This window comes from Stutzerimonas azotifigens DSM 17556 (assembly GCF_000425625.1).
Taxonomy (GTDB): Bacteria; Pseudomonadota; Gammaproteobacteria; order Pseudomonadales; family Pseudomonadaceae; genus Stutzerimonas; species Stutzerimonas azotifigens.
Map to the genome: position 1 here is coordinate 210043 of NZ_KE384410.1, position 25234 is coordinate 235276.

At 67.7% G+C, this 25234-nt stretch carries 22 protein-coding genes and 1 other RNA gene; 19 read left to right on the plus strand and 4 right to left on the minus strand.

Annotation, left to right across the window (positions count from 1 at the left end; genetic code table 11):
• Nucleotides 1-43 precede the first annotated feature (43 nt).
• Both H610_RS0114360 and H610_RS0114365 read right to left on the minus strand, forming a co-directional pair.
• Nucleotides 44-409, minus strand: a complete 366-nt coding sequence (locus H610_RS0114360) for a YraN family protein (RefSeq protein WP_028240317.1) — start codon at nucleotides 407-409, stop codon at nucleotides 44-46.
• Nucleotides 409-2205, minus strand: coding sequence for a penicillin-binding protein activator (locus H610_RS0114365; RefSeq protein WP_028240318.1), 1797 nt, complete (start codon nucleotides 2203-2205; stop codon nucleotides 409-411). Before H610_RS0114365 ends, H610_RS0114360 begins: the two co-directional genes overlap by 1 nt.
• Nucleotides 2206-2326: 121 nt before the next feature.
• Between H610_RS0114365 and rsmI the strand changes: the two genes are divergently transcribed.
• The 18 genes from rsmI to lpxC all read left to right on the plus strand — a co-directional run bounded on the left by rsmI (nucleotide 2327) and on the right by lpxC (nucleotide 21921).
• Nucleotides 2327-3193 (plus strand): 16S rRNA (cytidine(1402)-2'-O)-methyltransferase, encoded by an 867-nt coding sequence (gene rsmI, locus H610_RS0114370; protein WP_043238615.1) that lies wholly within the window; start codon nucleotides 2327-2329, stop codon nucleotides 3191-3193.
• A gap of 330 nt (nucleotides 3194-3523) precedes the next feature.
• Nucleotides 3524-3882, plus strand: an RNA gene (gene rnpB, locus H610_RS24590) — RNase P RNA component class A.
• A gap of 302 nt (nucleotides 3883-4184) precedes the next feature.
• On the plus strand, nucleotides 4185-4640 hold the full coding sequence (gene mraZ / locus H610_RS0114375; RefSeq protein ID WP_028240320.1) for a division/cell wall cluster transcriptional repressor MraZ: 456 nt from the start codon (nucleotides 4185-4187) through the stop codon (nucleotides 4638-4640).
• Nucleotides 4637-5584, plus strand: coding sequence for a 16S rRNA (cytosine(1402)-N(4))-methyltransferase RsmH (gene rsmH, locus H610_RS0114380; protein ID WP_028240321.1), 948 nt, complete (start codon nucleotides 4637-4639; stop codon nucleotides 5582-5584). Before mraZ ends, rsmH begins: the two co-directional genes overlap by 4 nt.
• The gene (gene ftsL, locus H610_RS0114385; protein ID WP_028240322.1) at nucleotides 5581-5868 is read left to right on the plus strand and encodes a cell division protein FtsL; all 288 of its coding nucleotides are present in this window, start codon (nucleotides 5581-5583) and stop codon (nucleotides 5866-5868) included. The genes rsmH and ftsL overlap by 4 nt, the downstream gene beginning before the upstream one ends.
• Entirely contained in the window at nucleotides 5865-7604 is a 1740-nt protein-coding gene (locus tag H610_RS0114390) for a peptidoglycan D,D-transpeptidase FtsI family protein (RefSeq protein WP_028240323.1), read from the plus strand. Before ftsL ends, H610_RS0114390 begins: the two co-directional genes overlap by 4 nt.
• Nucleotides 7604-9073 carry a UDP-N-acetylmuramoyl-L-alanyl-D-glutamate--2,6-diaminopimelate ligase gene (locus H610_RS0114395; protein ID WP_028240324.1) on the plus strand — a complete coding sequence of 490 codons (1470 nt, stop codon included), beginning with the start codon at nucleotides 7604-7606 and terminating at the stop codon, nucleotides 9071-9073. Before H610_RS0114390 ends, H610_RS0114395 begins: the two co-directional genes overlap by 1 nt.
• Entirely contained in the window at nucleotides 9066-10442 is a 1377-nt protein-coding gene (locus tag H610_RS0114400; RefSeq protein ID WP_028240325.1) for a UDP-N-acetylmuramoyl-tripeptide--D-alanyl-D-alanine ligase, read from the plus strand. Before H610_RS0114395 ends, H610_RS0114400 begins: the two co-directional genes overlap by 8 nt.
• Nucleotides 10442-11524, plus strand: coding sequence for a phospho-N-acetylmuramoyl-pentapeptide-transferase (gene mraY, locus H610_RS0114405; RefSeq protein WP_028240326.1), 1083 nt, complete (start codon nucleotides 10442-10444; stop codon nucleotides 11522-11524). Before H610_RS0114400 ends, mraY begins: the two co-directional genes overlap by 1 nt.
• Before the next feature lie 6 nt (nucleotides 11525-11530).
• Complete coding sequence (gene murD, locus H610_RS0114410; protein ID WP_028240327.1) at nucleotides 11531-12874, plus strand: UDP-N-acetylmuramoyl-L-alanine--D-glutamate ligase; 1344 nt, start codon at nucleotides 11531-11533, stop codon at nucleotides 12872-12874.
• Nucleotides 12874-14094 carry a putative lipid II flippase FtsW gene (gene ftsW, locus H610_RS0114415; protein WP_028240328.1) on the plus strand — a complete coding sequence of 407 codons (1221 nt, stop codon included), beginning with the start codon at nucleotides 12874-12876 and terminating at the stop codon, nucleotides 14092-14094. The genes murD and ftsW overlap by 1 nt, the downstream gene beginning before the upstream one ends.
• Nucleotides 14084-15154 (plus strand): undecaprenyldiphospho-muramoylpentapeptide beta-N-acetylglucosaminyltransferase, encoded by a 1071-nt coding sequence (gene murG / locus H610_RS0114420; RefSeq protein ID WP_028240329.1) that lies wholly within the window; start codon nucleotides 14084-14086, stop codon nucleotides 15152-15154. The genes ftsW and murG overlap by 11 nt, the downstream gene beginning before the upstream one ends.
• Complete coding sequence (gene murC / locus H610_RS0114425; RefSeq protein WP_028240330.1) at nucleotides 15147-16601, plus strand: UDP-N-acetylmuramate--L-alanine ligase; 1455 nt, start codon at nucleotides 15147-15149, stop codon at nucleotides 16599-16601. The genes murG and murC overlap by 8 nt, the downstream gene beginning before the upstream one ends.
• The gene (locus H610_RS0114430; RefSeq protein ID WP_028240331.1) at nucleotides 16601-17542 is read left to right on the plus strand and encodes a D-alanine--D-alanine ligase; all 942 of its coding nucleotides are present in this window, start codon (nucleotides 16601-16603) and stop codon (nucleotides 17540-17542) included. Before murC ends, H610_RS0114430 begins: the two co-directional genes overlap by 1 nt.
• Before the next feature lie 2 nt (nucleotides 17543-17544).
• Nucleotides 17545-18405, plus strand: coding sequence for a cell division protein FtsQ/DivIB (locus H610_RS0114435; protein ID WP_043238618.1), 861 nt, complete (start codon nucleotides 17545-17547; stop codon nucleotides 18403-18405).
• A gap of 13 nt (nucleotides 18406-18418) precedes the next feature.
• Nucleotides 18419-19666: a cell division protein FtsA gene (gene ftsA / locus H610_RS0114440; protein ID WP_028240333.1), complete on the plus strand. Its 1248-nt coding sequence runs from the start codon at nucleotides 18419-18421 to the stop codon at nucleotides 19664-19666.
• Nucleotides 19667-19712: 46 nt separating this feature from the next.
• A complete protein-coding gene (gene ftsZ, locus H610_RS0114445; RefSeq protein WP_028240334.1) occupies nucleotides 19713-20897 on the plus strand; it encodes a cell division protein FtsZ in 1185 nt (394 codons plus the stop codon).
• A 112-nt stretch (nucleotides 20898-21009) separates the two neighbouring features.
• The gene (lpxC, locus tag H610_RS0114450; protein ID WP_028240335.1) at nucleotides 21010-21921 is read left to right on the plus strand and encodes a UDP-3-O-acyl-N-acetylglucosamine deacetylase; all 912 of its coding nucleotides are present in this window, start codon (nucleotides 21010-21012) and stop codon (nucleotides 21919-21921) included.
• Between the two features lie 863 nt (nucleotides 21922-22784).
• On the opposite strand, the gene H610_RS0114455 is transcribed toward lpxC, so the two are convergent.
• Entirely contained in the window at nucleotides 22785-23318 is a 534-nt protein-coding gene (locus tag H610_RS0114455) for a ferritin-like domain-containing protein (RefSeq protein WP_028240336.1), read from the minus strand.
• A gap of 164 nt (nucleotides 23319-23482) precedes the next feature.
• On the minus strand, nucleotides 23483-23920 hold the full coding sequence (locus H610_RS0114460; protein WP_028240337.1) for a Rho termination factor N-terminal domain-containing protein: 438 nt from the start codon (nucleotides 23918-23920) through the stop codon (nucleotides 23483-23485).
• A 380-nt stretch (nucleotides 23921-24300) separates the two neighbouring features.
• Between H610_RS0114460 and rfbD the strand changes: the two genes are divergently transcribed.
• Entirely contained in the window at nucleotides 24301-25224 is a 924-nt protein-coding gene (rfbD, locus tag H610_RS0114465; RefSeq protein WP_028240338.1) for a dTDP-4-dehydrorhamnose reductase, read from the plus strand.
• The last annotated feature ends 10 nt before the right edge of the window (nucleotides 25225-25234 follow it).

The window sequence follows — 25234 nt, forward strand, 5'->3', positions numbered from 1 at the left end:
GTTTTAGCGGAGCGGGATCGTCGATCGCAGCGGCAGGCGCCGCCTAGCCGTCGAAGGCGTTGCGAACCCAGTCGAGCGTGGTGTTCTTGCCCTGCAAGCCGATGGCGACGACGTCGAAACGGCAGGGATGCTTCGCCCAACGGCTTTCCTGCTGGAGAAAGCGCTGGGCGGTGCGGATCAGCTTCTGTTGCTTGCGCGAGTCGACGCTTTCCAGCGCGCCGCCCCAGGCGGCGTATCGCCTGTAGCGGACTTCGACGAATACTACTGTATCGCCGTCGAGCATGACCAGATCGAGCTCGCCGTTGCGCCACAGCCAGTTGCGCGCCAGCAGGCGCAGGCCGCTTCGCGCCAGGTGCTCGAGCGCCAGGGATTCGGCCGAAAAGCCCGCTTCGCGCGTGCCGGCCTCCATCAGAAGGCGGCCGGCAGCGGCACCACGCGGCCACCCTGGAATTCGGCCCAGGGCAGGTGCCGCTCGACCCGGCGCGACGGTGTCAGCAGCAGGGTGCCGGACAGGCCGTCGACTTCGGTGCTGGGAATGGCCAGCATCTGCGGCAGGCGGGTCGCCAGCAGGTAGGCGTCGGCCCCCATGGCATACAGCCGGCCCAGGCTGCCGTCGGCGGCGGGCCACTGCTGCGTCACGCGCTGGCGCAGCGGCGCCGTGGGCTGCAGCAGCCAGGGCGTCTCGGCGAAGCGGATGCCTTCCAGATCCTGATACTGGCTGCGGTTGCCGGTCGCGGCATGCAGGTGGGAGGTCGCGTAGACGGGCAGGTCGCCAGCGTACTGGAACGCCAGCGTGGGCTTGACCTGCTGCGCCTGCTGCGGCGTCGCGGCGAGGAACAGGAAGTCCACGTCGGAGCGCCGGGTAGGAGCGGCGGCGCTGCTCATGCCCCGCTGGCGCGTCTCGCTCTCGCGCAGTTGCAGGAGGTCGGCGATCTGGTCGGCGAGTTCGACCGGCTCGGCCAGGGGCTCGGCGGCGAGCAGCGTGCCGCCCTGTTCCAGCCAGGCCTGCTGGAAGGCTTCGAGCACCCGGTTGCCCCAGTCGCCACGCGCCGCCAGGGCGATGGCGCTGCGATGGCCGTCGGCCCAGGCCCGGCGGGCGACCTCGCGTGCCTCATCCTCGGCGGCGAGGCCGAACTGGAACAGCTGCGGCGGGGTGTTCTGCCCGGCGTCGCTGTAGTTCAGCGCGAGCGTGGTGATCGGCAGGCGGGGGCGTTCGCCCAGTTGCCGGACCAGCTCCTTTTCCAGCGGGCCGATGACCATCTGGACGCCGTCGGCTTCCGCCTGCCGGTAGAAACTGTCGAGCGAGCCGATGGTGGTGCTGTCGTAGATCTCCACTCGCGGTGGCTGCTGCCCGGACGTTTCCGCCTGGTAATAGGCGGCGAGGAAGCCGTCGCGCAGTGCCTGGGCCACGGCGGCCAGCTGGCCGTCGAGCGGCAGCAGCAGGGCGATGTGGTCGAGCGGCTGGCTGGCCAGCTCGCGTAGCTTGATCAGCGCCTCCGGCAGTTGCCGTGCAGCGGGGTGCGCGGGATGCTGGGCGACCCAGTCGTCGATCGCGCGCTGCTGCTCGCCGACGGTGCCGGCGCCCTGCACGGCGGCGGCGAGTGCGAGCCAGCCGGCCAGGTCGGCGTCGGCGGCCTGGGTCTGCGCCAGCTGCTCGGGCGGAATGCCGGACACCAGGCGCCAGATCGCTTCGTGGTTGTCCTGCGCCTGGTTCCCCTCGAGCAGAGGGGCGATGAACACCCGCTCGCGCGCCGCGTCGAGCGGGCGGCCGACACCTTCCAGGGCATCGGCGCGCGCCAGCTGAGAGCGAATCTGCTGTTCGACGGGCAGCTCCATCAGGCGCTCGAATGCCGGGTGGTCGAGGGCGGCGAGGGCCTCGTCCGGCTTGTCGTTGGCCAGCGCCAGTTCGGCGAGCAGGGTGCGGGCGAAGATCTGCTGGGCCGGCGGCAGGATGGCGAGGTCGACCTGTTCGAGGATGCTGCGGGCCCGGACCAGGTCGCCGCGGCGATAGGTCTGATCGGCGGCCGACAGCCGCAGCAGCGCCGCCTCTTCCGGATCGGCGGTGGCCGCCTGCTGCAGCAGCTGTTCGGTGCTCGCCTGCGGGGTGCGCGGCAGCTCGCCGAGCGTGGAGGAGGGGGAGCTGGCGCAGGCGGTCAACAGCAGAGCCAGGGCGAGGAGCAGAAGGGGGCGCACGCGGGCCGTCATGGGCAGTGAGTCCTGAAGCATGGGCAGTCGGGGCGGATTGTACCCAAGGGGTGTCGGGCGCGGGACGTCGCCGCCGCGAAACGGGCTACAATGCGCGTTTTCACCATCGAGGTTATGCCCTGTGACTGCTCCGGGTGCCGTGAATTCCGCATGTGGAACCCTCTATGTAGTGGCGACACCGATCGGCAATCTGGAGGACATGACGCCCAGGGCGGTGCGCATCCTGCGCGAGGTGGCGCTGGTGGCCGCGGAAGATACCCGGCACTCGGCGCGGCTGATGCAGCACTTCGGCATCGGCACGCCGCTGGCGGCCTGTCATGAGCACAACGAGCGCGACCAGGGCGGCCGCTTCCTCGCGCGCCTGCAGGCCGGCGAGGATGTCGCGCTGATCTCCGACGCCGGTACCCCGCTGATTTCCGACCCGGGCTTCCACCTGGTGCGCCAGGCTCGCCAGGCGGGGGTGCGGGTGGTGCCGGTCCCGGGTGCCTGTGCGCTGGTCGCCGCGCTCTCGGCGGCGGGGCTGCCGTCGGATCGCTTCGCCTTCGAAGGCTTTCTTCCGGCGAAGACCGCTGGCCGCCAGGCGCGCCTCCAGGCCCTGCAGCGCGAACCACGCACGCTGCTGTTCTACGAGGCGCCGCATCGGCTGCTCGACTGCCTGGCCGACATGGTGGCGGTTTTCGGCCCGCAGCGTCCGGCGGTGCTCGCACGGGAGCTGACCAAAACCTTCGAGACCCTCAAGGATGCGCCGCTGGGCGAGCTGCATGCCTGGGTCGCTGCCGACGCCAACCAGCAGCGCGGCGAGTGCGTGCTGCTGATCGGCGGCTGGCAGGCGCCGGAAGATGCCGATGAGCTGGATGCCGAGGCGCTGCGGGTGCTGGAGCTGCTGCTCGACGAACTGCCGCTCAAGCGTGCGGCCGCGCTCGCGGCGCAGATCACCGGCGCACGGAAGAATCTGCTTTACCAGGCGGCCCTGGAGCGGAAGGTCTAAGTCCCAGCCTCAAGCGGCAAGAAAAGCCCGGTGGAGGGGTAATGCTGTTCACTTGGGCAGGCTCGCCCCGAGGTCGGGCCTCCCACAAAAAGCGACATTGCCCACCGAACCCCGTGGGAGGCCTCGCCCGTTCCCGACGGGCTTGCGGCATTCACCACGTCCCTGTGGCTTGCGCGCCCTCGCGGCGAATGCCCGTAGGCCTGCCCGAAAGCCGAAGGTCCGATCGTCCCTGGTCAGGTGAAGGCATTGCGGTGGCGGGATGAGGCTTTCCGCCTTTGCTTGCGGCTTGCGCTTGCCGCTTGCCGCTCTCCCCGTTACCCTTGCCGGCGGAGAGTCGATCGGACAGTCGCTGTTCCCTTTTGTTCCGCAAAAGGGAAGGGAGGAAAGTCCGGGCTCCGCAGGGCAAAGTGCCAGGTAACGCCTGGGGGGCGTGAGCCCACGGAAAGTGCCACAGAAAACAACCGCCTAAGCGCTTCGGCGCCGGTAAGGGTGAAAAGGTGCGGTAAGAGCGCACCGCACGGCTGGTAACAGTCCGTGGCTAGGCAAACCCCACTTGGAGCAAGACCAAATAGGGATCCGTCGGCGTGGCCCGCGCTGGATCCGGGTAGGTTGCTAGAGGCGTGCAGCGATGTACGTCGTAGAGGAATGACTGTCCTCGACAGAACCCGGCTTACAGATCGACTCTCCCCCTTCTTTTTGCGCTTCCCGCTGCGTTTCTTAGTCCGAAAAATTCTTGCTCTTAAGAAATCACTTTAAGTAGCGAACCTAACTAGGCTTCGCTGCACGCGCTTGGGTGTCTCCTGCCCGTCGCCACTTTCTCCCACATCCCTCTTTTTCAGCCTAAATCACCGTCCCATAAGGCTTTTCTCCTGACCGAGTCGCCTTGACGGTGGGGTCTGCGCGTTCCTATAGTGTGCGGAAGTGGCATGAAGTGGTAGGAAGTGGGTTAAATGGGCATGGATAGCTAGGTTTTTTCAGGGGAAGCGCAGCCGTGTTTCGCGGAGCTAACGCCATCAGTCTTGACGCCAAGGGGCGCCTCGCGATGCCGAGTCGGTATCGTGACGAGCTCGTTTCGCGTTGTGATGGCCAGCTCATCGTCACGATCGACGCGGTCGACCGCTGCCTCTGCATCTATCCATTGCCGGAGTGGGAACAGATCGAAACCAAGTTGCGCCAGTTGCCTTCCTTCAGCGAGGAGGCCCGGCGCCTGCAGCGCTTGCTCATCGGTAACGCGGTCGACCTCGAGCTCGACGGCAGTGGTCGTGTGCTCGTGCCGCCGCGTCTGCGCGAATACGCAGGGCTGGACAAGCGGGCCATGCTGGTCGGCCAGCTCAACAAGTTTCAACTGTGGAATGAAGACGACTGGAACGCGCTTGCCGACGCGGACCTTGCAGCCATCAAACAGCCTGGCGGTTTGCCAGACTCATTGCGTGACCTGATCCTGTGAACCAGAACAGCAGCTTGGGACATATCACCGTGTTGCTCGACGAGGCCGTCGCGGCCCTCGCCGTGCGCCCGGACGGCCGCTATCTGGACGGCACCTTCGGCAGGGGCGGGCACAGCCGGCTGCTATTGCGGCAGCTCGGGACCGACGGTCGCCTGCTGGGGTTCGACAAGGACCCGCAGGCGATCGAGACGGGCAAACAGCTGGCGGCCGAAGACGGCCGCTTTGTCGTTGTACAGAGAAGCTTCGCCGAGATGGGCGAGGAGCTGCGCCAGCGCGGCTGGAACGGCTCGATCAGCGGCATCCTGCTCGACCTCGGCGTGTCCTCGCCGCAGCTCGACGATCCGGAGCGCGGCTTCAGCTTCCTGCACGACGGGCCGCTGGACATGCGCATGGACCCTTCGCGTGGCGTGAGCGCCGCCGAGTGGATCGCCACCGCCGCGGAAGACGAGATCGCACGGGTCTTCAAGGACTACGGCGAGGAGCGCTTCGCCCGGCGCATGGCGCGGGCGGTGGTGCAGCGCCGCGAGCAGAAGCTCTTCGAGCGCACTGCGGACCTGGCGCAGGTGCTGACGCAGGCCAATCCCGCCTGGGAAAAGGGCAAGAACCCGGCGACGCGGGCCTTCCAGGGCCTGCGGATCTTCATCAACAACGAGCTGGGCGACCTGGAGACCGGGCTCGACGCGGCGCTCGAGGCGCTGGAGATCGGTGGGCGGCTGGTGGTGATCAGCTTCCATTCGCTCGAGGACCGCATCGTCAAGCAGTTCATGCGCCGGCATGCCAAGGGCGAGGCCGACCGCCTGCCGCGCGATCTGCCGATCATTCCCAAGGCCTTCGAACCGCGCCTCAGGCTCATCGGCAAGCCCCAGTACGCCTCGCCGGCCGAACTCGCGGCGAACCCGCGCGCGCGCAGCGCCGTCATGCGGGTCGCGGAGAAGCTGCGATGAGCGCCCTTCGTTCCATGCCGCGCGGCAGCCTGCTGATGCTCGTGCTGTTTCTCGGCGTGCTGGTCTCGGCGATCGCGGTGGCCTACAGCGCCCACTGGAATCGCGAGCTGCTCAACAGCCTCTACGGCGAGCTGAGCGTGCGCGACAAGGCGCAGGCCGAGTGGGGTCGTCTGATTCTCGAGCAGAGCACCTGGACCGCGCACAGCCGGATCGAGGCGCTGGCCAGCGAACAGCTGAAGATGCACGTGCCGCAGGCTGCGGACGTCAGGCTGGTGGCGCCATGATCCGCCTCGAAGGTGCGCTCTATCCGTGGCGCGTCCGCCTGGTGTTGCTGCTGCTGGCGGGCATGGTCGGCGCGATCGGCTGGCGCATCGTCAGCCTTCAGGTGGTCGACCAGCATTTCCTGCAGTCGCAGGGCGATGCCCGCAGCGTGCGGCACATCCCGATCCCGGCGCACCGCGGCCTGATCACCGACCGCAACGGCGAGCCGCTCGCCGTCAGCACGCCAGTCACCACGCTCTGGGCCAACCCCAAGGAGCTGCAGGCCGCCAAGGCGCGCTGGCCGGAACTGGCCAAGGCCCTCGGGCAGGCGCCGGACGAGCTGGCCACGCGCCTGCAGCGCCAGGCCGATCGCGAATTCATGTACCTGGTCCGCGGCCTGACGCCGGAGCAGGGTGAGCGCGTGCTCGAACTGAAGATGCCGGGCGTCTATGCCCTGGAGGAGTTCCGCCGGTTCTATCCGGCCGGCGAGGTAGCCGCGCACGTGGTGGGCTTCACCGACATCGACGACCGCGGGCGCGAAGGCATGGAGCTGGCCTACGACGAATGGCTCGCCGGTGTGCCTGGCAAGCGCCAGGTCCTCAAGGACCGCCGCGGCCGGCTGATCAAGGACGTGCAGGTGGTCAAGAACGCCAAGGCCGGCAAGCCGCTGGCCCTGTCGATCGATCTGCGCCTGCAGTACCTGGCCCACCGCGAGCTGCGCAACGCGCTGGCCGAGTTCGGCGCCAAGGCCGGCAGCCTGGTGATGGTCGACGTCAAGACCGGCGAAGTCCTCGCCATGGTCAACCATCCGACCTACAACCCGAACAACAGGCGCAACCTGCAGCCGGCGGCGATGCGCAACCGCGCCATGATCGACGTGTTCGAGCCCGGCTCGACGATGAAGCCCTTCTCCATGAGTGCGGCGCTGGCCAGCGGCCGCTGGAAGCCCGAGGACAAGGTCGACGTGCACCCGGGCTGGCTGCGCATCGGCCGCTACACCATCCGTGACGTTTCTCGCGCCGAAGGCGGCGTGCTCGACCTGACCGGCATCCTGCTCAAGTCGAGCAACGTCGGTATGAGCAAGATCGCCTTCGACATCGGCGGTGAGTCCATCTATTCGATCATGCAGCGGGTCGGCCTGGGCCAGGACACCGGCCTCGGCTTCCCCGGCGAGCGGGTCGGCAACCTGCCGAATCACCGCGAATGGCGCAAGGCGGAAACTGCGACCCTGTCCTACGGCTATGGCCTCTCGGTCACCGCGATCCAGCTGGCGCACGCCTATTCGGTGCTCGCCAACGACGGCCGCAGCGTGCCGATGTCGCTGGTTCGCATGGACCGCAAGCCGGAAAGCACGGCGGTGATGTCGGAGCCGGTGGCCAAGACCCTGCAGGGCATGCTGCAGCAGGTGGTCGAAGCGCCGGGCGGCGTCTACCGCGCCCAGGTGCCGGGCTACCACGTGGCCGGCAAGAGCGGTACGGCGCGCAAGGCGGCGGTCGGTTCCAAGGGCTATACCGAGCACGCGTATCGCTCCCTGTTCGCCGGCTTCGCGCCGACCAGCGACCCGCGCATCGCCACCGTGGTGGTCATCGACGAGCCGAGCAAGGGCGGCTACTACGGCGGCCTGGTGTCCGCCCCCGTGTTCGGCCGGGTGATGGCCGGCGCCCTGCGTCTGTTGAACATCGCCCCGGACAACCTGCCGCCACCGGCCGAGACCCAGACGGTCTCGGTGCCGGCGGCAAGCAAGGGAGGGCGCAGCTGATGCCCATGCCATTGAACCAGCTCCTGCCGCAGGCCGAGAGCGCCGTGCTGATCCGCGAACTGACGCTCGACAGCCGCAAGGTGCGCCCGGGCGATCTGTTCCTGGCTGTCCCCGGCTTGCAGCAGGACGGCCGCGCGCACATCGGAGACGCCCTGGCGCGCGGCGCCGCGGCCGTGGCCTATGAAGCGGAAGGCGCCGAAGATCTGACCCGTTCCTTCCCCGACGCTGTATTGCTGCCGGTGCGTCAATTGTCCGCCCAGCTGTCCGCCATTGCCGGTCGTTTCTACGGCGAACCGAGCCGCGGGCTGCATCTGGTCGGCGTGACCGGTACCAACGGCAAGACCAGCGTGAGCCAGTTGGTGGCCCAGGCACTGGGTCAGCTGGGCGAGCGCTGCGGCATCATCGGCACGCTCGGCACCGGCTTCCACGGCGAGCTCGCACAGGGGCGGCACACGACGCCCGATGCGATCGGCGTGCAGGCCACGCTGGCGGGGCTGAAGCAGGCCGGCGCGCGCGCCGTGGCGATGGAGGTTTCCTCGCACGGGCTCGAGCAGGGGCGCGTGGCGGCACTGCAGTTCGACGTCGCGGTGTTCACCAACCTCTCGCGCGACCACCTGGACTACCACGGCACCATGCAGGCCTACGCCGAGGCCAAGGCGCAGCTGTTCGAGATGCCCGGTCTGCACTGCCGTGTGATCAACCTCGACGACACCTTCGGTCGCGAGCTGGCCGGCCGGCCGCACGAGTCGCGGCTGATCACCTACAGCCTCGAGGACAGCTCGGCCTATCTCTACTGCCCGGATGCCCGGCTGGACGACGACGGCATCCGCGCGCGCCTGGTGACGCCGCAGGGCGAGCGTGCCCTGCGCAGTTCGCTGCTCGGCCGCTTCAACCTCAGCAACGTGCTGGCGGCCATCGGTGCGCTCATCGGAATGGACTATCCGCTGGACGAGATTCTCGCCATCCTGCCGACCCTTCAGGGGCCGGCCGGCCGCATGCAGCGGCTCGGCGGCGGCGACAGGCCGCTGGTGGTCGTGGACTACGCGCACACGCCGGATGCGCTGGAAAAGGTGCTCACCGCCCTGCGGCCGCACGCGACCGGCCAGCTGCGTTGCCTGTTCGGCTGCGGCGGCGACCGCGACCGGGGCAAGCGCCCGCTCATGGCGGCGGTAGCCGAGCGGCTGGCCGACGTGGTGGTGGTGACCGACGACAACCCGCGCGGCGAGGAGCCGGCGGACATTTTCGCGGATATCCGCAACGGTTTTGTGACAGCGGACCGCGCCACCTTCATTCACGGCCGCAGCCAGGCGATCGCCGAGGTCATCGCGGCGAGTGCCGCGGACGACGTGGTGCTGCTGGCCGGCAAGGGGCACGAGGATTATCAGGAGATCAAGGGCGTGAGGCATCCATTTTCCGATCTGGAGCAGGCCAGCCAGGCGCTGGCCCGTTGGGAGGCGCCTCATGCTTGACGCCCTGACCCTGAGCGCCGCGGCCGGCCCCCTCGGCGGCCGCCTGGCCGGCGCCGATGCGCGCTTCGACTCGGTCAGCACCGACAGCCGCACGCTCGCCGCCGGGGCACTGTTCGTGGCGCTCACCGGGCCGCGCTTCGACGGCCACGACTACCTTGCCGAGGTCGCCGCCAAGGGCGCCGCCGCCGCCCTGGTGGAACGCGAGGTGCCGGACGTCGCGCTGCCGCAGCTGGTGGTCGCCGATACCCGGGTGGCGCTCGGTCGTCTGGCCGCGTTCAATCGCGCCGCCTTCCAGGGTCCGGTCGCCGCCATCACCGGCTCCAGCGGCAAGACCAGTGTCAAGGAGCTGCTGGCCAGCATCCTGCGCGCGGCCTTCGGCGAGCAGGCCGTGCACGCCACCCGCGGCAATCTGAACAACGATCTCGGCGTGCCGCTGACGCTGCTCGAACTGGCACCGGCGCACCGTGCGGCGGTCATCGAGCTGGGCGCCTCGCGGGTCGGCGAGATCGCCTACACCGCCGGCCTGACCCGCCCGCAGGTCAGCCTGATCAACAACGCCGGCACCGCCCACGTCGGCGAGTTCGGCGGTCCGGAGAAAATCGTCGAGGCCAAGGGCGAGATCCTCGAAGGCCTGGCCGAGGACGGCATCGCGGTGCTCAACCGCGACGATCCGGCATTCGACGTCTGGAAGACCCGCGCTGCCGGCCGTCGCGTGCTCAGCTTCGGGCTGGAAAGCCCGCTGGCGGACTTCTACGCCGGCTCCATCGCCTACGACCTGCGCGGCTGCCCGAACTTCACCCTCATGGGGCCGGCCGGCCAGGCGCGCGTCCAGCTCAACCTGCTCGGTCGCCACAACGTCGCCAACGCGCTGGCCGCCGCCGCCGCCGCGCATGCGCTGGGCGTGTCGCTGGAGCACATCGCCGCCGGGCTGCAGAGCCTGCAGCCGGTCAAGGGCCGTGCGGTCGCCGAGCTGATCGGCGGCGGCGTGCGGCTGATCGACGACAGCTACAACGCCAACCCCGCCTCCATGTGTGCGGCGGTGGACATCCTCACCGGTTTCTCCGGGCGCCGCGTGCTCGCGCTCGGCGACATGGGCGAGCTCGCCCAGTGGGCCGAGCAGGGCCATCGCCAGGTCGGCCAGTACGCCGCCGACAAGGTCGACGCGCTCTATGCGGTCGGCCCGCTGATGGTCCATGCCGTCGCGGCGTTCGGCGAGGGCGCCCGGCATTTCGACGACCAGGCCGCACTGATCGAAGCGCTGCGCGCCGAGCAGGGGCAGGCCACCACCATTCTTGTAAAGGGCTCACGTAGCGCCGCGATGGACAAGGTCGTCGCCGCCCTGCGGACATCCGCCGGGGAGAAACATTGATGCTGCTGCTGCTCGCACAGTACCTGCAACAGTTCCACACGGGGTTCTCGGTCTTCCAGTACCTGACCCTGCGCGGCATCCTCGGCGTGCTGACCGCCCTGGTGCTGGCGCTCTGGCTCGGCCCCTGGATGATCCGCACCCTGCAGGTGCGCCAGATCGGCCAGGCCGTGCGCAGCGAAGGACCGCAGTCGCACCTGTCGAAGAAGGGCACGCCGACCATGGGCGGCGCGCTGATACTCTCGGCCATCGCCATCAGCACGCTGCTGTGGGCGGACCTGTCGAACCGCTACGTCTGGGTGGTGCTGGCCGTCACCCTGCTGTTCGGCGCGATCGGCTGGGTCGACGACTATCGCAAGGTGATCGAAAAGAATTCGCGCGGCCTGCCGAGCCGCTGGAAGTACTTCTGGCAGTCGGTGTTCGGCCTGGCCGCGGCGCTCTTCCTTTATATGACCGCGCAGGCGCCGATCGAGACCACCTTCATCGTGCCGCTCTTGAAGAACGTCGAGATTCCGCTCGGCTTCGGCTTCGTGGTGCTCACCTACTTCGTCATCGTCGGCTCGAGCAACGCGGTGAACCTCACCGACGGCCTCGACGGCCTGGCGATCATGCCGACGGTGATGGTCGGCGGCGCGCTGGGGATCTTCTGCTACCTGTCCGGCAACGCGAATTTCTCCGAGTACCTGCTGATCCCCTACGTCCCGGGCGCGGGCGAGCTGATCGTGTTCAGCGGCGCGTTGATCGGCGCCGGCCTGGGCTTCCTCTGGTTCAACACCTACCCGGCGCAGGTCTTCATGGGCGACGTCGGCGCGCTGGCGCTGGGCGCGGCGCTCGGCACGATGGCGGTGATCGTCCGCCAGGAAATCGTGCTGTTCATCATGGGCGGCGTGTTCGTCATGGAAACGCTCTCGGTGATGATCCAGGTGGCGTCCTTCAAGCTGACCGGCAAGCGTGTGTTCCGCATGGCGCCGATCCACCACCATTTCGAACTCAAAGGCTGGCCCGAACCACGGGTGATCGTCCGTTTCTGGATCATCACCGTGATTCTGGTGCTGGTCGGCCTTGCAACCCTGAAGCTGAGGTAATCGAGCGTGCTGATCGCATCCGACCAGTTCCGCATCGTCGTCGGGCTCGGCAAGAGCGGCATGTCGCTGGTTCGCCACCTGGCGGGCCGCGGGGTGCCGTTCGCCGTGGCCGACACGCGCGAACAGCCGCCGGAGCTGGCGACGCTCAGGCGCGACTTCCCACAGGTGGAAGTGCGCTGCGGCGAGCTGGATGTCGATTTCCTCTGCCGCGCCTCGGAACTGCTGATCAGCCCCGGGCTGGCGCTGAGCACCCCGGCGCTGCAGGCCGCTGCCGAGCGCGGCGTGCGCCTGTCCGGCGACATCGAGCTGTTCGCCCGCCAGGCGCGCGCGCCCATCGTCGCCATCACCGGCTCGAACGCCAAGAGCACCGTGACCACCCTGGTCGGCGAAATGGCCCGCGCGGCCGGGCGCCGCGTCGCCGTCGGCGGCAACCTGGGCACCCCGGCACTCGACCTGCTGGCCGACGATGTCGAGCTGTACGTGCTGGAGCTGTCGAGCTTCCAGCTGGAGACCACCGAGCGGCTCGACGCCGAAGTGGCCACCTGCCTCAACGTCAGCGAAGACCACATGGATCGCTACAGCGGCCTGCCGGCCTATCACCAGGCCAAGCACCGGATCTTCCGCGGGGCTCGCCAGGTGGTGATCAACCGTGACGATCGGCTGAGCCGCCCGCTGATCGGCGAGGACGTCCCGGTCTGGTCCTTCGGCCTGGGCAAGCCCGACTTCCGCGGCTTCGGGCTGATCGAAGAGGGGGGCGAGAAGCACCTGGCCTTCCAGTTCGATACCCTGATGCCGGCGCGCGAATTGCGCATCCGCGGCGCGCACAACCAGAGCAACGCGCTCGCGGCGCTGGCGCTGGGCCATGCGGTGGGGCTGCCGTTCGAGCCGATGCTCGACACACTGCGCCGCTTCGCCGGCCTGCCGCACCGCTGCCAGTGGGTCGGCGAGCGCGCCGGAGTCAGCTACTACGACGATTCCAAGGCCACCAACGTCGGTGCCGCACTGGCCGCCATCGAGGGGCTCGGAGAGGACATCGCCGGCCAGCTGGTGCTCATCGCCGGCGGCGACGGCAAGGGGGCGGACTTCGCGCCGTTGCGTCCGGCCATCGCCCGTCACTGCCGCGCGGTGGTGCTGCTCGGCCGCGATGCCGGGCGTCTGGCCGATGCCCTCGAAGGCGCCACCCGCCTCGAGCGCGTCGCTTCGCTGGACGAGGCGGTCGCCCGTGCCCACGCCCTGGCCGGGCCGGGGGACGCGGTGCTGCTGTCGCCGGCCTGCGCCAGCCTGGACATGTTCAAAAACTTCGAAGAACGCGGGCGTCTGTTCGCCGCGGCGGTGGAGGCGCTCGACTGATGCTTTCGCGCCTGCGCCAGTATCCTTCGCCGGTCTTCGGCCGCCACGGCTTCAACGTCGACTTCCCGATGCTCGCCGGCTGCCTCGCGCTGCTCGGGCTCGGCCTGGTGATGATCACTTCGGCCTCGTCGGAAGTCGCCGCGGTGAACGCCGGCAATCCGATGTACTACATGATTCGCCACCTGATCTACCTGGCGATCGGCCTGGTGGCCGGCGGCGCCGCGCTGTTCGTCCCGCTGTCGGTGTGGCAGCGCTTCGGCTGGATGCTGCTGATCGCCGCCTTCGTGCTGCTGGTGGCGGTGCTGGTGCCGGGCATCGGTCGCGAGGTCAACGGTTCGTCGCGCTGGATCGGTTTCGGCGCCTTCAACGTGCAACCGTCGGAGCTGGCCAAGCTGTTCGTGGTGGTGTACCTGGCCGGCTACCTGGTACGCCGCCAGGAAGAGGTGCGCGAGAGCTTCTGGGGCTTCCTCAAGCCGTTCTTCGTGCTGCTGCCGATGGCCGGCCTACTGATGCTCGAGCCGGACTTCGGCGCCACCGTGGTGATGATGGGCGCGGCGGTGGCCATGCTGTTCCTCGGCGGCGTCGGCCTGATTCGTTTCAGCCTGCTGGTGGCGCTAGGCGTCGGCGCGGTCTACGTGCTGGTGCAGACCCAGGAATACCGCCTGCAGCGCCTGATCGCCTTCACCGATCCCTGGGCCGACCAGTACGGCGCCGGCTACCAGCTGACCCAGGCGCTGATCGCCTTTGGCCGCGGCGAATGGTTTGGCGTCGGCCTCGGCAACAGTGTGCAGAAGCAGTTCTACCTGCCCGAGGCGCACACCGACTTCGTCTTCTCGGTGCTCGCCGAGGAACTGGGCATGGTCGGCGCGCTGACCACGGTCGCGCTGTTCGCCTTCGTCGGCGTGCGCGCGCTCTACATCGGCCTGCGCGCCGAACGCGCCAAGCAGTTCTTCGCCGCCTACATCGCCTGGGGCCTGGCGTTCCTGTGGATCGGCCAGTTCCTCATCAACGTCGGCGTGAACATCGGGCTGCTGCCGACCAAAGGGCTCACGTTGCCGTTCCTCAGCTACGGCGGCAGCTCTCTGGTCATCACTTGCGTCAGCGTCGCGCTGCTGCTGCGTATCGAATGGGAAAGCCGCACCACCTTCGGCAGCGAGGATGCCGAGTTCGACGAGGCGGATTTCTCCGAACCGGCCGGGGAGGTCGCCCATGGCCGCTAAGGTACTGATCATGGCCGGCGGCACCGGCGGGCACGTGTTCCCGGCTCTGGCCTGCGCCCGCGAGTTCCAGGCGCGCGGCTATCAGGTGCACTGGCTGGGCACCCCGCGCGGGATCGAGAACGAACTGGTGCCAGCCGCCGGCCTGCCGCTGCACCTGATCCAGGTCAGCGGCCTGCGCGGCAAGGGCATCGCCTCGCTGCTCAAGGCGCCGTTCCAGCTGCTCCGCTCGCTGTTCCAGGCCCGCCGGGTGGTGCGCGATGTCGCGCCGGTCTGCGTGCTCGGGCTCGGCGGCTACGTCACCGGCCCCGGCGGACTTGCGGCGAAGCTCGCCGGCGTCCCGCTGATCATCCACGAGCAGAACGCCGTGGCCGGCACCGCCAACCGCAGCCTGGTGCCGCTGGCCCAGCGCGTGTGCGAGGCCTTCCCGGACACCTTCCCGGCCAGCGCCAAGCGCCGCACCACCGGCAATCCGGTGCGCGAGGAGCTGTTCCTGGAAACGCCGCGCGACGCCCTGGCCAACCGCAAGCCGCGGCTGCTGGTGCTCGGCGGCAGCCTCGGCGCCGAGCCGCTGAACAAGCTGGTGCCGGCGGCGCTGGCGCAACTGGCGCCGGAGCTGTGCCCGGAAGTGTTCCACCAGGCCGGCAAGCAGCACGCCGAAGTGACCACCGAGCGCTATCGCGAGGCCGGCGTGGGCGCCGAGGTGGCGCCCTTCATCAAGGACATGGCGCGGGCCTACGCCTGGGCCGATCTGGTGATCTGCCGCGCCGGCGCGCTGACCGTGAGCGAGCTGGCGGCCGCGGGCCTGCCGGCCTTCCTGATTCCGTTGCCGCATGCGATCGACGATCACCAGACGCGCAACGCCCAGTACCTGGCCTCGGAGGGCGCCGCCGTCCTCCTGCCGCAAGCCAAGACCGACGCGGCCGGACTCGCCGCGCAGTTGACCGAGGTAATGATGCAGCCGGAAAAACTCAAGGCCATGGGCGCCATCGCGCGGCGTCTGGCGCGGCCCGACGCCACCCGCCAGGTGGTGGACATCTGCCTGGAGGTGGCGCATGGCTAAGTCGCCCGCGGCGGTGAAAGCCGAAGTCCGGCGCATGCGCCGGATCCGTCGTATCCACTTCGTCGGCATCGGCGGGGTCGGCATGTGTGGCATCGCCGAGGTGCTGCTGAACCTCGGCTACGAGGTCTCCGGTTCCGACCTGCGGGCGTCGGCGACCACCGAGCGCCTGCAGAACTTCGGGGCGAGCATCCACATCGGCCATCGCGCCGAGAACGTCCATGGCGCCGACGTGCTGGTGGTCTCCAGCGCGGTCAACGCCAGCAACCCGGAAGTCGCCACCGCGCTGGAGCAGCGCATTCCGGTGGTGCCGCGCGCCGAGATGCTCGCCGAGCTGATGCGCTATCGCCACGGCATCGCGGTGGCCGGCACGCACGGCAAGACCACCACCACCAGCCTGCTGGCCTCGGTGTTCGCCGCCGGCGGGCTGGACCCGACCTTCGTCATCGGAGGCCGGCTGAACGCCGCCGGCACCAATGCCCAGCTCGGCAGCAGCCGCTACCTGATCGCCGAGGCCGACGAGAGCGACGCCAGCTTCCTGCACCTGCAGCCGATGGTGGCGGTGGTGACCAACATCGACGCCGACCACATGAGCACCTATGAGGGCGACTTCGGCAAGCTGAAGAAGACCTTCGTCGAATTCCTGCACAACCTGCCGTTCTACGGGCTGGCGGTGCTCTGCGTCGACGACCCGGTGGTGCGCGAGCTGCTGCCGCAGATCGGCCGGCCGACCACCACCTACGGTTTCAGCGAAGACGCCGACGTGCGCGCCATCGACGTGCGCCAGGAAGGCATGCGCACCTTCTTCACGGTGCTGCGCAACGGCCACGAGCCGCTGGACGTCTCGGTGAACATGCCGGGCAACCACAACGTGCTCAACGCCCTGGCCACCATCGCCATCGCCACCGACGAAGGGATCGACGACGCCGCCATCGTCCAGGGGCTGTCGGGCTTCCAGGGCGTCGGCCGGCGCTTCCAGGTGTACGGCGAGCTGCAGGTCGACGGCGGCAGCGTGATGCTGGTCGACGACTACGGGCACCACCCGCGCGAAGTCGCCGCGGTGATCAAGGCGGTGCGCGGCGGCTGGCCGGAGCGGCGCCTGGTGATGGTCTACCAGCCGCACCGCTACAGCCGCACCCGCGACCTCTACGAGGATTTCGTTCAGGTCCTGGCGGACGCCAACGTGCTGCTGCTGATGGAGGTCTACCCGGCCGGCGAGGAGCCGGTGCCCGGCGCCGACAGCCGCAACCTGTGCCACAGCATCCGCCAGCGCGGCCAGCTCGATCCGATCTACGTCGAGCGTGGCAGCGACCTCGCTCCGGTGCTCCGGCCGCTGCTGCGCGCCGGCGACATCCTGCTCTGCCAGGGCGCCGGCGACATCGGCGGGCTGGCGCCGCAACTGCTCAAGGGTCCCCTGTTTGGCGGCGAGAACGCCGCGAGGAAAGGCTGATGAAGGCGCTGCATTCCACCGACCCGAAGGCCTTCGGCCGTGTCGCCGTGCTTTATGGCGGACGCAGTGCCGAGCGCGAGGTTTCGCTGAAGTCCGGCGCCGCCGTGCTGGAGGCCCTGCAGACCGCCGGTGTGGACGCCTTCGGCATCGACGTCGGCGAGGACTTCCTCGACCGCCTGCGCGAGGAGCGCATCGATCGCGCCTTCATCGTGCTGCACGGCCGCGGCGGCGAAGACGGCAGCATGCAGGGCCTGCTCGAATGCGCCGGCATCCCCTACACCGGCAGCGGCATCCTCGCCTCGGCGCTGGCGATGGACAAGCTGCGAACCAAGCAGGTGTGGCAGAGCATCGGCCTGCCGACGCCGCGGCACGCCGTGCTGGCCAGCGAAGAGGACTGCAAGGCGGCGGCCGAGGCGCTGGGCTTCCCGCTGATCGTCAAGCCGGCGCACGAAGGCTCGAGCATCGGCATGGCCAAGGTCGGCGGGATCGCCGAACTGGTCGCCGCCTGGCGTGCGGCCAGCGCCTACGATGCCCAGGTGCTGGTCGAGCAGTGGATCCAGGGGCCGGAGTTCACCGTGGCCATCCTGCGCGGCGAAGTTCTGCCGCCGATCGGCCTGGGCACCCCGCACACCTTCTACGACTACGACGCCAAGTACCTCGCCTCGGATACCCAGTACCGCATTCCCTGCGGCCTCGACGCCGGCAAGAGCGCCGAGCTGGAAAGCCTCTGCGTGCGCGCCTGCGAGGCGGTCGGCGTGCAGGGCTGGGCGCGGGTCGACGTGATGCAGGACGCCGACGGGCAGTTCTGGCTGCTGGAGGTCAACACCGTACCGGGCATGACCGACCACAGCCTGGTGCCGATGGCGGCCCGCGCCGCCGGGCTGGACTTCCCGCAACTGGCCCTGGCGATCCTCGAAGACAGCCTCGAGGCGAGGGCCTGACCATGGGCGCCATGCTTCGTCATCCGCAACCCGGGCTGGGGCGCCTGCCGTCACGCAAGGCGCCGCCACGTGGCGCGAGCCGTCTGGTGGCGCGCGAGCCCCTGTCCGCGCGTCTGCCGAAGCCGAGCCTGAGCGGGATCAGGCGGCTGTCCTGGCCGCTGCTGCTGGTCGCCCTGCTGTACGGCGGCTACGAACTGGCGCTGCGCCTGCTGCCCTATGCCGACCGGCCGATCACCAAGGTCAGCGTCCAGGGCGACCTGGCCTACGTCAGCCGCGAAGCGGTGCAGCAGCACATCGCACCGTTCGTCGAGGCGAGCTTCTTCAAGGTTGATCTGAACGGCATGCGCCACGATCTGGAGCAGATGCCCTGGATCGCCCATGCGCAGGTCAGGCGCGTGTGGCCGGACCAGGTGGTGATCCGCCTGGACGAGCAGTTGCCCATCGCACGCTGGGGAGAGGAAGCGCTGCTGAACAACCAGGGCGAGGCCTTCGCGCCGAGCGAGCTTTCCAACTATGAACACCTGCCGCAACTCCATGGTCCGAAGCGGGCCCAACAGCGGGTCATGCAGCAATACCAGCTGCTCAGCCAGATGCTGCGCCCGCTGGGGTTCTCCATTACCCGCCTGGAACTGCGCGAGCGTGGCAGTTGGTTCCTGACCACCAGCGAAGGAATCGAACTGCTGCTGGGGCGCGACCATCTGGTCGAGAAGGTACGTCGCTTCGGCACGATCTACGAAAAGGCGCTCAAGGAGCAGAGCGGCAACATCGCGCGGATCGACCTGCGTTACTCCAACGGCCTGGCCGTGGCATGGCGCGAACCGATCCCGGCGGCAACCGACCAAACGGTCGCCGTGAAGAATTGAGGAACGAGAGAAGATGGCAAGCGTGCAAAGCGGCAAGATGATCGTCGGTCTCGACATCGGCACCTCCAAGGTGGTGGCGCTGGTGGGCGAGGTCGCGGCCGATGGCCAACTGGAGATCGTCGGCATTGGAACGCACCCGTCCCGTGGCCTGAAGAAGGGCGTGGTGGTGAATATCGAATCGACCGTGCAGTCCATCCAGCGCGCCATCGAGGAGGCCCAGCTGATGGCCGGCTGCCGGATCCACTCGGCGTTCGTCGGGCTGGCCGGCAACCATATCCGCAGCCTCAACTCCCACGGCATCGTCGCCATCCGCGACCGCGAAGTCAGCACCGCCGACCTCGAGCGCGTGCTCGACGCCGCCCAGGCCGTGGCGATCCCGTCGGACCAGCGGGTCCTGCACACGCTGCCGCAGGACTACGTGATCGACAACCAGGAAGGCGTGCGCGAGCCGCTGGGCATGTCCGGCGTGCGCCTGGAGGCCAAGGTGCACGTGGTCACCTGCGCGGTGAACGCGGCGCAGAACATCGAGAAGTGCGTGCGTCGCTGCGGCCTCGAGGTGGACGACATCATCCTCGAGCAGTTGGCCTCGGCGCACGCGGTGCTCACCGACGACGAGAAGGAGCTGGGCGTGTGCCTGGTCGACATCGGCGGCGGCACCACCGACATCTGCATCTTCACCGAAGGGGCGATCCGCCATACCGCGGTCATCCCGATCGCCGGCGACCAGGTCACCAACGACATCGCCATGGCCCTGCGTACGCCCACCCAGTACGCCGAGGAGATCAAGATCCGCTACGCCTGCGCGCTGGCCAAGCTGGCCGGCGCCGGCGAGACCATCAAGGTGCCGAGCGTCGGCGACCGGCCGCCGCGGGAACTCTCGCGCCAGGCCCTGGCCGAAGTGGTCGAGCCGCGTTACGACGAACTCTTCACTCTGATCCAGGCCGAACTGCGTCGCAGCGGCTACGAGGATCTCATCCCGGCCGGCATCGTTCTCACCGGCGGCACCGCCAAGATGGAAGGCGCCATCGACCTCGCCGAAGAAATCTTCCACATGCCGGTGCGCCTGGGCGCGCCGCAGAACATCAAGGGGCTCACCGACGTCGTTCGCAACCCCATCTATTCGACGGGCGTGGGCCTGCTGCTGTACGGCCTGCAGAAGCAGGCCGACGGCATCTCGCTGTCCGGGCCCGGCCATTACGGCGAAGAAACCAAACCGTCTGTCCTCGACCGGCTCAAGAGCTGGGTCCAGGGCAACTTCTGAGCAGCACGCAGTAATCCAAAACTAGAAAGTGAAAGGAGAGAGGGAAATGTTCGAGCTCGTAGATCAGACCCCGCAAAATGCCGTCATCAAAGTGATCGGCGTCGGCGGAGGCGGCGGCAACGCCGTCAACCACATGGTGCGCAACAGCGTCGAGGGCGTGGAATTCATCTGCGCCAATACCGATGCGCAGGCGCTGAAGAAGGTCGAGGCGCGTACCGTCCTGCAGCTGGGCTCCGGTATCACCAAGGGCCTGGGCGCCGGCACCAACCCGGAAATCGGCCGTCAGGCCGCGCTGGAGGACCGCGAGCGCATCGCCGAAGTCCTGCAGGGCGCCGACATGGTCTTCATCACCACCGGCATGGGCGGCGGCACCGGCACCGGTGCGGCGCCGATCATCGCTTCGGTGGCCAAGGAAATGGGCATGCTGACGGTCGCCGTGGTGACCCGTCCGTTCCCCTTCGAGGGACGCCGCCGCATGCAGGTGGCCGACGAGGGCATCCGCGCGTTGTCCGAGTGCGTCGACTCGCTGATCACCATCCCCAACGAGAAGCTGCTGACCATCCTCGGCAAGGAGGCCAGCCTGCTGTCCGCCTTCGCCAAGGCCGATGACGTGCTCGCCGGTGCGGTGCGCGGCATCTCCGACATCATGCAGCGTCCGGGCCTGATGAACGTCGACTTCGCCGACGTGAAGACGGTGATGGGCGAAATGGGCATGGCGATGATGGGCACCGGTTGCGCCAGCGGCCCGAACCGCGCCCGCGAAGCCACCGAGGCGGCCATCCGCAACCCGCTGCTGGAGGACGTCAACCTGCAGGGCGCCCGCGGCATCCTGGTCAACATCACCGCCGGTCTGGATCTGTCGCTGGGCGAGTACGCCGCGGTCGGCGAGATCATCGAGGCCTTCGCCTCCGAGCACGCCACCGTCAAGGTCGGTGCGGTGATCGATGCCGACATGCGTGACGAGCTGCACGTGACCGTGGTCGCCACCGGTCTGAATTCGCGCATGGACAAGCCGGTGAAGGTGGTCGACAACACCGTGCAGACCGCCGCCGTGGCCCCGGCGCAGGCGCCCAAGGCAGCCGACGGCAGCTCGGTCAACTACCGTGACCTGGACCGCCCGACGGTGATGCGCAATCAGACGCACGGCGCTGCTGCGGCGACCAAGATGAACCCGCAGGAAGACCTCGATTACCTCGACATTCCGGCCTTCCTGCGTCGTCAGGCTGATTGAGGGAGGTAATCGAAGGGATAGCTGTGATTTGTATTCAGCAAAGTGGGCATCTGCTATTATCGCCACTTATTGTTGAAAACAATTCGCAACTAGCGCCTTAGCGAAGCAAGCCATGATCAGACAACGCACCTTGAAGAACACCATACGCGCCACCGGCGTGGGCCTGCATTCGGGGGAGAAGGTTTACCTGACCCTCAAGCCCGCGCCCGTGGACACTGGCATCGTGTTCTGCCGTACCGATCTCGACCCGTATGTGGAGATTCCCGCGCGGGCCGAGAACGTCGGCGAAACGACCATGTCGACGACCCTGGTCAATGGTGACGTCAAGGTCGACACCGTGGAGCACCTGCTGTCGGCGATGGCCGGCCTGGGCATCGACAATGCCTATGTGGAGCTCTCGGCGTCGGAAGTGCCGATCATGGACGGCAGCGCGGGCCCGTTCGTGTTCCTGATCCAGTCAGCCGGCCTCCAGGAACAGGATGCCCACAAGAAATTCATTCGTATCAAGCGCGAAGTCACGGTGGAGGAGGGCGACAAACGAGCCACCTTCCTGCCATTCGAAGGCTTCAAGGTGACGTTCGAGATCGATTTCGACCACCCGGTTTTCCGCGGCCGTACCCAGACTGCCAGCGTGGATTTCTCCAGCACTTCCTTCGTCAAGGAAGTCAGTCGCGCGCGTACCTTCGGGTTCATGCGTGACATCGAGTTCCTGCGCTCGCACAACTTGGCGCTCGGCGGCAGCGTGGAGAACGCCATCGTGGTGGACGAAAGCCGCGTGCTGAACGAAGACGGCCTCCGTTACGAGGATGAGTTCGTCAAGCACAAGATCCTCGACGCCATCGGCGATCTCTACCTACTGGGCAACAGCCTGATCGGCGAATTCCGCGGCTATAAATCCGGCCATGCGTTGAACAACCGCCTCTTGCGCACCCTGATGGAACAGCAGGATGCCTGGGAAGTGGTGACCTTCGATGACCCGCAGACCGCACCGATCTCCTACATGCGCCCGGTAGCGGCCGGCTGAGCAGTACCTCTCCTTTCCTAGATTCAAGGCCACCTTCGGGTGGCTTTTTTTTTATGGTTCTTCGCGCGTTCCTGGGAACATGGTGGCTTGATACCGGACTGACTAGTTCGGGGTGAGCTCCCAGCTCGTTTAGGCTCGCACCTTGGAGATCAGGGCGATTACCGAGTGTGCTGGTACACCTTGTTTCGGCCCCCCGGCCGAGTCACTTTCTTGTTGCTTGCCCAACAAGAAAGTAACCAAAGAAGAAGGGCACCCGACATTCGGGTCTGTCCGCTGTGCGGCCAGACTTCCCTCGCTCCGGTGCCGCTCCGGGGGCCGTCACGAAGGGGCGTCCCTGCCCCTTCGTTCCTCGCTCGGCGTCCATGCCTCGCGTCCCCCTGCGCAACACCTCCACTCGGCCTCCTGACGGGGAATGGAGTCCGAGTCGCCTGGAAGATCAAGAATTTGCTTTTGGCTTTTGCTCGATGCGCGAACTATGGCGACTCCAAAACGCCCCATCAGGGAGGGAGAGCGCAATCGTTGCGTAGGGGATTGAGCCGCAGGGATAGGGCGAAAGGACTAACATCCCCGCTTAAAGGGCCACGGGTGGATGGCCCTTGTAAGCCGACTCCTGGAGCGGCGATGGAGCGAACGAACCCCGGCGCAGCCGGGGCCGGATGCAGGGACAAGCGTTTTTGCCTACTTCTTTTCCGCGACTGGAAAAAGTAGGTCGTCCAGCAGGGCGAAACCGAGCGTCCCAAGGGCTCGCGAACCGACATGAAAGCAGGACTTTCATTCAAACACTCAAACTTGCCAGTCCGGTGTCAATCCTTGCTTCCCGAGAAAGCGCGATGAACCTTTACACGCTCCTTCTGGCCGGTGGCTCAGTTCATGCCGTCGAGCAGGCTGGCCATGTCGTCGGCGTGCTCTTCCTCCTGCGCCAGGATGTCCTCGAAGATGCGCCGGGTGGTCGGGTCCTTGTCGCCGAGGAACTGCACGATCTCGCGGTAGCTGTCGATGGCGATGCGCTCCGATACCAGGTTCTCGAACACCATGTCGCGCAGGCCGTTGCCCTCGGCGTACTGGGCATGGGCGCGCTCGGAGAGACTGTCGGGGTTGTAGTCCGGCTCGCCGCCCAGTTGCACGATGCGCTCGGCCAGGCGATCGGCGTGTTCCTGCTCTTCGTTGGCATGCTCGAGGAATTCGTCGGCGGCGACGCTGGCCCTGAGGCCGGTGGCCATATAGTAGTGGCGCTTGTAGCGCAGGTAGCACACCAGCTCGGTAGCCAGCGCCTCGTTGAGCAGGCGGATCACCTCCTCGCGGTCGGCGGTGTAGCTCTCGGTGACGGCGCCGTTCTCGACGTGCTGGCGGGCGCGCTCGCGCAGGGTTTGCTTGTCGCTCAGTTGTACATAGGTCATCAGGGTCTCCTCGGCTTGTGGGCGTCGGCCGCAGAGGCGGCCTCCGGCCGTTCCGGATGGTCGATCCGGCGCTCTGTTAGCTGTGATTGACGAAGCGGAGGAAAGTTTAGCCAGCCATGCGCCCCGCTTTCGTCGGCGGGGCGCATGGTGGCCGGACGGGGCGGTCAGCTCATCGCGCGGATCAGCTCGTCCTTGCGCATGGTCGAGCGGCCGTGGAGGTCGCGGTCGCGTGCAAGCTTGAGCAACTCCTCCTTGGTCATTCCGGACAGGGTATCGGAGTCGTACTTGCCGCCGGACTTGCGCCCGGACGAGGAGCCCTTTCCGTGCCGCTCGCTGGCCTCGCCCTGGTTGTGTGGATGCCCATGGCGGGCGTCGGCCGCGCGGTGCGCCGAGTCCTCGCGGGCGGCGCTCTTGGCTTCGGGGCTCTTGCGCCGTCCGGAGCCGCCTTCACGTTCGCCGCCGCCGGACTGCTTGTTCACCGTGGCCCAGGCGCGGGCTTCGGCCTCCTTCTCGGGTACGCCCTTTTCCTCGTAGCTCTCCTCGATATGCTCGGCCTTGCGCTTCTGCTTGTCCGTGTACTTGGATTTGTCACCTTGGGGCATGGTCGTCACCTCAGCAAGAGTCTCCCTATTCTCGACTCCGCCGACGGTGGAAGTTCCCGAAATTGGGGCGGCCGTCACGAACGGGCGGACCATAGGTCCAAAGTTGTAATCAATTATGGCGAAGCGGGAACAAAACCCTTTATCGCTGGCCTGAACGGAGCCGGTATCCGAAGCGTCTGCCGCGGGGGATTGCGAGCGCTCGGTCGTTTCACTGGAAGGCATACAGGCGTTCCACCGGCAGGGTATAGTCCCCCGTAAAAAGGGGGAGGCGTGGAGTTCGGCTCCACGAGGGCCGGCGCGCCTTTTTGGGCGCGTCACGCCGATGGTTTTTTCTGCTCACGGCGGAGACTGTGAGCTGCCCAATCGATGAGGCTACGAGAATGCGAATCCTTGTGTGCGGTGCAGGCGGCCAGGTCGGTCGCGAGGTAATCGACCGTGCGGCTGGTTTCGGCCTTCAGGCGCTGGCGATGAGCCATCGGGAGTTGGACATCAGCCAGCCCGATGCCGTGCTGCGTACGGTCGAACAACTGCAACCGGACCTCATCATCAATGCCGCGGCTTTCACCCATGTCGACAACGCCGAGACGCATGTCGAGCAGGCCTACGCGATCAATCGCGATGGCGCCGGCGCCCTCGGCCGGGTCGCCGAGCGTGCCGGCATCCCGCTGTTCCATCTGTCGACCGACTACGTGTTCGCCGGGGAAGCCGGCCATCCCTACAGCGAGTCCGACCAGACCGGCCCCACCGGCGTCTACGGTGCGAGCAAGCTCGCCGGCGAGGAGCAGATCCAGCAGGCCTGCAGCCGCCACCTGATCCTCAGGACCAGCTGGGTCTACGGCGTTTACGGGCATAACTTCGTCAAGACCATGCTCCGCCTGGGCGAGCAGCGCAGCCAGCTGTCCGTCGTGGCCGACCAGATCGGCTGCCCGACCCACGCCGGCGTGCTGGCCGACGTGATGCTCGAGCTGGCGCGGCGTTACGCGGACGGCAGGGTGCTCGCCTGGGGCCTGTACCACTACTGCGGCCAGCCGCCCTGCTCGTGGTTCGACTTCGCCGTCGAGATCTTTCGCCAGGCGCGGCTGATCGGCCTGCTGCCCAGTGCCCCCGAGGTGCTGCCCATCAGCACCGAGCAGTTTCCCACGCCGGCGCGGCGTCCCGCCTGGTCGGTGCTCGACTGCAGCCGCTTCGAGGCGGCATTCGGCCTGTCCCCGCACGACTGGAAAGAGGACCTGTCACGGGTCCTGAAGCAACTGGACGCACTCAACGAGCGCCCGCTCCCCAGCCGCCAGCGTTCACGCGCCTGACCGTCTCGTC

Bases quoted from the DNA above. Each gene is read 5' to 3' on its own strand.
- murG (WP_028240329.1), top strand. From the start codon at position 14,084: ATGGCCGCTAAGGTACTGATCATGGCCGGCGGCACCGGCGGGCACGTG.
- H610_RS0114400 (WP_028240325.1), top strand. From the start codon at position 9,066: ATGCTTGACGCCCTGACCCTGAGCGCCGCGGCCGGCCCCCTCGGCGGC.
- H610_RS0114360 (WP_028240317.1), bottom strand. From the start codon at position 409: ATGGAGGCCGGCACGCGCGAAGCGGGCTTTTCGGCCGAATCCCTGGCG.
- ftsZ (WP_028240334.1), top strand. From the start codon at position 19,713: ATGTTCGAGCTCGTAGATCAGACCCCGCAAAATGCCGTCATCAAAGTG.
- H610_RS0114435 (WP_043238618.1), top strand. From the start codon at position 17,545: ATGGGCGCCATGCTTCGTCATCCGCAACCCGGGCTGGGGCGCCTGCCG.
- ftsA (WP_028240333.1), top strand. From the start codon at position 18,419: ATGGCAAGCGTGCAAAGCGGCAAGATGATCGTCGGTCTCGACATCGGC.
- H610_RS0114390 (WP_028240323.1), top strand. From the start codon at position 5,865: ATGATCCGCCTCGAAGGTGCGCTCTATCCGTGGCGCGTCCGCCTGGTG.
- ftsL (WP_028240322.1), top strand. From the start codon at position 5,581: ATGAGCGCCCTTCGTTCCATGCCGCGCGGCAGCCTGCTGATGCTCGTG.
- rfbD (WP_028240338.1), top strand. From the start codon at position 24,301: ATGCGAATCCTTGTGTGCGGTGCAGGCGGCCAGGTCGGTCGCGAGGTA.
- H610_RS0114365 (WP_028240318.1), bottom strand. From the start codon at position 2,205: ATGACGGCCCGCGTGCGCCCCCTTCTGCTCCTCGCCCTGGCTCTGCTG.
- murC (WP_028240330.1), top strand. From the start codon at position 15,147: ATGGCTAAGTCGCCCGCGGCGGTGAAAGCCGAAGTCCGGCGCATGCGC.
- lpxC (WP_028240335.1), top strand. From the start codon at position 21,010: ATGATCAGACAACGCACCTTGAAGAACACCATACGCGCCACCGGCGTG.
- H610_RS0114430 (WP_028240331.1), top strand. From the start codon at position 16,601: ATGAAGGCGCTGCATTCCACCGACCCGAAGGCCTTCGGCCGTGTCGCC.
- H610_RS0114460 (WP_028240337.1), bottom strand. From the start codon at position 23,920: ATGCCCCAAGGTGACAAATCCAAGTACACGGACAAGCAGAAGCGCAAG.
- mraY (WP_028240326.1), top strand. From the start codon at position 10,442: ATGCTGCTGCTGCTCGCACAGTACCTGCAACAGTTCCACACGGGGTTC.
- H610_RS0114395 (WP_028240324.1), top strand. From the start codon at position 7,604: ATGCCCATGCCATTGAACCAGCTCCTGCCGCAGGCCGAGAGCGCCGTG.
- H610_RS0114455 (WP_028240336.1), bottom strand. From the start codon at position 23,318: ATGACCTATGTACAACTGAGCGACAAGCAAACCCTGCGCGAGCGCGCC.
- ftsW (WP_028240328.1), top strand. From the start codon at position 12,874: ATGCTTTCGCGCCTGCGCCAGTATCCTTCGCCGGTCTTCGGCCGCCAC.